The sequence below is a fragment of the Protofrankia sp. CiP1_Cm_nod4 genome, from assembly GCF_982290645.1.
Map to the genome: position 1 here is coordinate 10,444 of NZ_CEVIVC010000052.1, position 6,280 is coordinate 16,723.

General features: G+C 68.4%; 7 protein-coding genes and 1 tRNA gene. 3 read left to right on the plus strand and 5 right to left on the minus strand.

Going from position 1 to position 6,280, the window contains the following annotated elements; all coding sequences use genetic code 11:
- Positions 1 to 31: 31 nt before the first annotated feature.
- A complete protein-coding gene (locus tag AC5LSR_RS12120) occupies positions 32 to 1,342 on the minus strand; it encodes a polyamine ABC transporter substrate-binding protein (protein ID WP_250290124.1) in 1,311 nt (436 codons plus the stop codon).
- A gap of 379 nt (positions 1,343 to 1,721) precedes the next feature.
- Here AC5LSR_RS12120 and AC5LSR_RS12125 point away from each other — a divergent pair, with 379 nt between their 5' ends.
- The gene (locus AC5LSR_RS12125) at positions 1,722 to 1,979 is read left to right on the plus strand and encodes a hypothetical protein (RefSeq protein ID WP_250287562.1); all 258 of its coding nucleotides are present in this window, start codon (positions 1,722 to 1,724) and stop codon (positions 1,977 to 1,979) included.
- Between the two features lie 234 nt (positions 1,980 to 2,213).
- Positions 2,214 to 2,939 carry a hypothetical protein gene (locus AC5LSR_RS12130; protein ID WP_493468466.1) on the plus strand — a complete coding sequence of 242 codons (726 nt, stop codon included), beginning with the start codon at positions 2,214 to 2,216 and terminating at the stop codon, positions 2,937 to 2,939.
- A 73-nt stretch (positions 2,940 to 3,012) separates the two neighbouring features.
- Here the strand turns inward: AC5LSR_RS12130 and AC5LSR_RS12135 are convergent, their stop codons facing one another.
- On the minus strand, positions 3,013 to 3,174 hold the full coding sequence (locus tag AC5LSR_RS12135; protein ID WP_250287558.1) for a hypothetical protein: 162 nt from the start codon (positions 3,172 to 3,174) through the stop codon (positions 3,013 to 3,015).
- Positions 3,171 to 3,956 (minus strand): type IV toxin-antitoxin system AbiEi family antitoxin, encoded by a 786-nt coding sequence (locus tag AC5LSR_RS12140; RefSeq protein ID WP_250290120.1) that lies wholly within the window; start codon positions 3,954 to 3,956, stop codon positions 3,171 to 3,173. The genes AC5LSR_RS12135 and AC5LSR_RS12140 overlap by 4 nt, the downstream gene beginning before the upstream one ends.
- 416 nt (positions 3,957 to 4,372) lie before the next feature.
- Here AC5LSR_RS12140 and AC5LSR_RS12145 point away from each other — a divergent pair, with 416 nt between their 5' ends.
- The gene (locus AC5LSR_RS12145; RefSeq protein ID WP_250290117.1) at positions 4,373 to 4,603 is read left to right on the plus strand and encodes a hypothetical protein; all 231 of its coding nucleotides are present in this window, start codon (positions 4,373 to 4,375) and stop codon (positions 4,601 to 4,603) included.
- A gap of 7 nt (positions 4,604 to 4,610) precedes the next feature.
- Here AC5LSR_RS12145 and AC5LSR_RS12150 read toward each other — a convergent pair.
- Together AC5LSR_RS12150 and AC5LSR_RS12155 are read right to left on the minus strand one after the other, a co-directional pair.
- Positions 4,611 to 4,687: transfer RNA gene (locus AC5LSR_RS12150), tRNA-Met, on the minus strand.
- An 80-nt stretch (positions 4,688 to 4,767) separates the two neighbouring features.
- The coding region (locus AC5LSR_RS12155) for a UPF0182 family protein (protein WP_493468467.1) at positions 4,768 to 6,280 on the minus strand (1,513 nt) is incomplete at its 5' end.

Here is a 6,280-nt window from a genome sequence, read left to right on the forward strand (position 1 = left end):
CATTCGGTGGGTCGTCACATTCGGTGGGTCGTCAGGGCTGGTAGACGGACTGGAACAGGCTGTTCCACTCGACGGCCTCGAGCCGGCTCAGGACGCGGTAGCGCCGCAGCCGGGAAAGATCCGAACGGACCGGGAAAACCAGCGGGCTGTCGGCGGTGGCGACCAGCTGTGCCTGCGTGGGGCCGCTGGCGGTGCCCGCGTCCCGGATGATCTTATCCCGCGAGAACGGGACGGGGGTGATGTAGTTGATGCCCTCGGCGAGTTTCGCGGCGATGTCGGTCTGGTAGACGAAGTTCATGAAGGTGATGGCGTCCACCGGATGTGGCGCGGTGACCGGGATGCACATGCTGTCGGTCCACAGGATGCCGCCCTCGGTGGGAATCACGAAACGCAGGCCGGCACCCTCGGAATTGGCCTGGAAGATGTCCCCGGACCAGGCCATGGACAGCCAGATGTCCCCTTTCCTGAGCGGCTCGATGTAATCCTGCTGGTAGTAGTCGCGGACGATACGGGCGTCCCGCTGCCCGCGCAGGAGCTCCGCGGCCTTCCGCCAGTCCGCCGGCGTCGAGGCCTCCGGCGTGATCCCCATGCCCACCAGGGTGAAGTTCGGCAGGTCCCGGACGTCCCCGAACATCCCGACCCGGCCGGCGAAGGCCGGGTCGAACAGGTCACGGAAGCTGCTGATCTCCCGGCCGGTGCGGTTGGGATCGTAGGCGATCCCCGTGATCCCCGACTGCCAGGCGACCGTGAACCGGTTGTTCGGGTCGTAGGAGGGATTCGCCACGCTCTCGTCGGCGTTGGCGAGAAAGGCCGGCAGCCGGCCCGCGTCCAGCGGCGCCAGGTGGTTGCGCCGGATGAGGTCCGCGAGCACCTGCCCGTTGGGGATGACCATCAGGTCGTAGCCGGTCGGGCGGCTCGCCTCCAGCAGCGGCCGGATCCCCGCGTAGAACGACTCGTCGTTCTCGATGACCTCGCGGTAGGAGACCGTGATACCGGTCGCGCTGGTGAAGACGTCGAGCGTCGGATGGCTGTCGGGCCGGCCCGGGGAGGTGTCGATGTACAGCGGCCAGTTCGCGAAGTCGAAGTGGCCGGCCTGCGTCCGGCCGTTCCAGTATTCGGCGACGCCGCGTTCCGGCAGCGGGCTCGGCTCCGGGGGCAGCGGCGGCGCCACGGGGCGTTCCTTGCCGCATGATGCCGCCAGCAGGGCACCACCGCCGGCCAGCGCGCTGGAGAGGCCCAGGCCGGCCAGGCCGAGGAACTCCCGCCGCCCGAGCCCGCCGCGGCCCGCCGCCGGCCGGGCCGGGCGCCGGTGGGCCCCCCGGCGCGCGGACGTGCGTGGCATGGTCAGACCGCGCAGGAGGGCGGGATGGCAGGTATCACAGCGGCCGTCATCCGGCGCGTCGGCAGCGGGCTCTCCAGAACTCGGCGTCATCTCGACCCCTCCACAGGTAGACGAAAAGTAGCGATATCGCTTCTGATCGTTGATTGCGATCGGCACCCTTCTCGCCTGTATTCAACTGCGTGTCCAGATGGCTACTTTTAGGGCCACAATGTGGCACCATGCTCCGGACGGCACCGGCGCACCAGCACCCCGGCGATCATGCTTTTCCCGCGGCCGCGGTCGGAAAACCGACGTCCGACCGGAGCAACCAGTACCAGTGGACGAGAGTCCAACATGTGCGACAGCCGGAACCGCTTCGGTTCGGGAGGAGTGGATGACCATGGCGCTGGTTCATCACGATCCGCATGACGGGGTCCTGATCACCCGGATCGGTCAGGCGGAGATAACGGTCCGGCCCGAGCCACCGGCCGCCGCGGGACAGGCGCCGGTGATCCTGCTACGCCTGGACGCCCCGATGCTCGACGCCCTCGCCGCCGCCTATCTCACGCCCGAGGAGGCCCGCATGCTCGCCGAGGTGCTGCTGCGCTCGGCCGACCTGCTGCGCCCGGCAAGCCCCTGGCGCACCCCCGGCACCTGAACCAGCGGGACGCGGCGTGACGGCACAACGACCCGTCCCGCCCTTGTCACCGGACCTGAAAACCGGCCGGCGCGTCACCGCGCCCCGGCGGTATTCACGGAATCTCAACAGGCTGACGGCGATTTTACCCTGTCGATATCCGGACAGGCCTGCCACGGCACGACGGCCTCGCATTCATCCGAGTCAGCGGATATACCGGATGAAAGCTTTTACAGCCGTGGGGGCGTCATGCGTGTGTCCGTGCCTTTTGCTGTCCCCGTCACCCTGGCGGTCACCGCGGCAATCCTGCTGACGACGGGCTGCAACGTCAGCAGCGGTAGCAGCCGCTCGTCCGGCGGACGGTCGTCGCATGTCTCGAAGTCGTCCGACAGCAACCGGACGGGGACGCAGCACGTCACGTCACCGGCGACGTCACCCGCGACGGCGACGGCCAGCGCGTCCCCGGCGCGGGACGGCGATGTCGACGGCGACGGCCGCGCTGACTCGATCACACTTCCCGCCGCTGGCACACTCCTGGTCCGCTACGCGACCGGCCGTACCGACGAGGTTCCCTTCGAGGGCAATCCGGATCTGACGGTGCAGGGGGTGCTCGGCTCGGTCGACGCGGACCGGGACGGGCACGCGGAGGTGTTCGTCCGGGTCGACCGGGGAGCCGGGCTACAGGCGGCAACGGTCTTCCGGTACGTCGACTCCCGGCTGCGGCTGGTCACCCTCGACGGGCAGCAGGCGTCGCTGCCCTACGGCGCCTCGCTGCGGAACGCGGCGAAATGGGGCTGCCACCGCACGCAGTCACCAACTGCCGCGATCGAGATCTGGACGGGCACCAGCACCGACGGCAGGAGCTATCAGGGCCGCACCACCTTCTACGACTTCTCCGGCACCCGCCTGATCGCCCGCGGCCAGTCACCCCTGACCCCACCCCCACAGAACCTCACCTGCGGCTCGGTGAAATTCGGCTAGAAACCCACCCACACAGCTTTCACACTCCTACCGCAGAAGTCTCGTCATGCCACCTGAGCCTGTCAGTACAGGCTCAGAAGACCAGTTCGTCGAGGCTGCCCCGCCCGTGCAGATCACGCAGAAGCAGGTCCTGGGCGATGTCCATGACGGCAGCGTCACGGCCGTCGACCCCAGCGCCTGGTGGGGTGTGCCGACCGATCCAACCGATCGTAACCGCGATGAGTCCACTGCTCATGTGACGGACTCCAGTTTTCGTGGGTCGAAGGGCAGCAGGGTGTCGGCCACCTGCCAGCGGCTGTCGTGTCGGACAACTTTGCGGCGTGGGCCGAACCACGTCTTCGTCGAAGGCCCGATGATCTGCTCGGCTACGTCGGGACGCAGCCCCTGGAGTAGATAGCCCGATCGGCTGGCGACCGTGGATGGACGCCTGCCCAACTCGACAAGCACGTCGTCAGTGGTAACTTCCGCGACCAGGTCCGGAAGCCATTCGAGTGCGCTGGACCATGAGCGTACACGAGTCGGATTCGTGGCCATATGTACCAGTACGCTCGCCGGGTGCAGCACTGGCACCCCCTTCGCTCGCTGGTAGTCGAGCCTGGGCGCGAACACCGACACGTCGAGGCCATCGGGCAACCGGCGGGCATCACGCTCACTCACCGCCGTGACCTCGACACGCGTTGGGGCCCGGTCCGCCAGGCCGAGCGCCCACGCGGCTGCCTGGAAAGTCAGGCCACAGGCGACCTCGCTGCGAGCGAGGACCGAACGCAGCAGGCGGGTGTGCCCGCCGCGGCTGTAAGGACCGGCCACCGCTGCCGGAGCGAACTCCCACACGCCGCGCTGGCCAGTCGGCAACAGCCAGCCACGCTCACGCAGCCGGGCCGCGACTGTCCGGGTAGCCGTGCGGATACCAGCCGCGCGGACCAGATCGTCAAGCCGCGCTGTCGTCACCAGATCCGCTTCCTCCAGCTCCAGCTGCTCCAGCACAGGCGCCAGCGAAGGGGGGATCGCTCGTGTCATGTGCAACCAGCCTGCCTCAGAAACAGATGCAACTTCGATAATCCTGACACCAGGATGGCTGACGCTCCGCGGAGGTGTCAATAACATCCTTCTTGTATCCACTTCTAAGACGAATAGGTAAAATTCGACGACGTTCTACGCTGTCGGCAGTCGCCGCAGTGGCCTGAGGAGCCAGAACAAACCGTGGAAGGCCACGCGGTGCATGTGATCATTTCGGTCTCGCGGGAGACGTACGCGACGGGGCCGCTGCCGAGCGTCGTGCGTCAGTCAGCCTCCCCCTGGCGGTGATGTGCAAGCAGATGTCGTGTGGCGCCGCTGGTAGCTACCTGGGCCGTCGGCGCCGGCAGCGGCCCGGAGGGACTCGGAGTCGTGGAAGTGGCCGCCGAGGGCGTGACAGGACAGGCCGGGTACTCGGCATGGAGCGCGGCGAGTCCGGCGGCGGCCAATCCGCAGCGTTGGTAGCGGGACAGGGTAAAGGTTGTTCGACGCAGCCGATCCCGCGCGACGGCTGGGACACGGCACGCCAGCAGATCACCGAGAGTGTGATGCGCGACACCGAGCTCTACTACAAGGGCGCGGAGAGTCCTGTCGACAAAAATCCAGAAGCCCTCTCGCCATTTTCTGGCGAGAGGGCTTCTGGATTATGAACTTACTTGGTAGCGGGGACAGGATTTGAACCTGTGACCTCTGGGTTATGAGCCCAGCGAGCTACCGAGCTGCTCCACCCCGCGTCGGTGTGTCTTCACCATACAAGACGCGGGGTGGGGGGTGTCAAATGGACATGATCGAATCTTCCGGCCGGCGGCCGGGCTTACCCTCCCGGCGCCCCGGCGGGGGCCATGGTTGCCGGTGGCGCCGGTGGCACGCCGCCGGGAGCGGCGGCCGGCGGCGCCGGGGAGCCCGGCTCGGCGGGCCCGGGAGACGGCGGCGGCGCGGGGCTCGCTGGCGGCGGCGAAGGCGCGGGGCTCGCTGGCGGCGGTGGCGCCGCGGTCAGCCGCCCCAGCCGGTCCAGGGCGTCCGAGAGGTCCTTCTGCGCGTTGCCGTAGGCGGTGAAGTCGGGCGGGCTCTTGCGCAGCGCGTCCTGCCCGGCGGTGAAGGCGCGGTCGGCGTCGGCGATCGCCTGCCGGATCTGCGGGTCGTTCGTGCCGCCCGGCGGGGGGCTCTCCGGTCCCGTACCGCCGGTGCCGCCCGTACCGCCAGCACCGCCCGTGCCGCCCGTGCCGCCGCCGGGCGTACCGCCGACGCTCGTGCCGAAGACCTGGCTCAACGCCTCGCCCAGGGTCGGCGCGAAACCGATGTTCTCGCCGTAGACGGCCGCCACCCGTTGCAGGGTCGGGTACACGGCGTTCTCCCGCGCCTGGACGTAGTACGGCTCGACGTAGAGCAGCCCGCCCGCCACCGGCAGGGTCAGCAGGTTCCCCTGGATGGTCCGGGAGCCCTGGCCGCGCAGCAGGTTGAGCTCCTGGGAGATCTTCGCGTTGGACTCGATGAGGTTCTGCACCTGGACCGGCCCGTTGATCGTGACGCCCTTGGGCAGCTGCAGGACCTGGAACTCGCCGTAGCTGCCGGGATCGCTCGACACCGCCATGTAGGCGGCGAGTTTCGACGACGCCCGCGCCAGCAGCGGGGAGGTCAGGTTGAAGGTGGGCTGCGACTGCCCGACCAGCTGGCTGTAGACGTAGAACGGCGGCTGTGTCTGGTTCTGGTCGTCCGGGGCCGGTGAGACCGCCCAGAAGTCCTCCTGTGAGTAGAACTCACGCGGATCGGTCACGTGGTAGGAGGCGAGGAGGTCCCGCTGCACCTTGAAGAGGTCCTCCGGGTAACGGAGATGGCTCAGCAGGGACGCGGGAATGTCGCTCTTCGGCTTCACGCTGCCCGGGAACGCCTTCATCCAGGTCTTCAGGACGGGATCCGCCTCGTCCCAGGCGTAGAGCGCGACGGTCCCGTTGTAGGCGTCGACGGTGACCTTCACGGAGTTCCGGATGTAGTTGACCTCGTTCGCGGCCTGGTTGGCCCGGTTGGCCACCCGGGTGGTCACCGCGTCCGCGGTCACCGAGCCGAGGGTGCGGCGCTGGGCGTAGGGGTATCCGTCGGTGGTCGTGTAGCCGTCGAGAATCCACGTCACCCGGCCGTCGATGACCGCGGGGTAGGGGTCGCCGTCCAGGGTCAGCCAGGGCGCGACCTTGCTCACCCGGTCCCGCGGGTTACGCACGTAGAGGATCCGGGAACTGTCGGTGATGTCGCTCGACAGCAGGATGTTCTTCTCCTGGAAGCGCAACGCGAACAGGGCCCGCCGGAACGTCGAGCCGACCGAGACGCCGCCG

Coding starts and splice junctions, on each gene's coding strand:
- AC5LSR_RS12145 (WP_250290117.1), top strand. CDS start 4,373: ATGGAGCGCGGCGAGTCCGGCGGCGGCCAATCCGCAGCGTTGGTAGCG.
- AC5LSR_RS12125 (WP_250287562.1), top strand. CDS start 1,722: ATGGCGCTGGTTCATCACGATCCGCATGACGGGGTCCTGATCACCCGG.
- AC5LSR_RS12135 (WP_250287558.1), bottom strand. CDS start 3,174: ATGAGCAGTGGACTCATCGCGGTTACGATCGGTTGGATCGGTCGGCAC.
- AC5LSR_RS12120 (WP_250290124.1), bottom strand. CDS start 1,342: ATGCCACGCACGTCCGCGCGCCGGGGGGCCCACCGGCGCCCGGCCCGG.
- AC5LSR_RS12140 (WP_250290120.1), bottom strand. CDS start 3,956: ATGACACGAGCGATCCCCCCTTCGCTGGCGCCTGTGCTGGAGCAGCTG.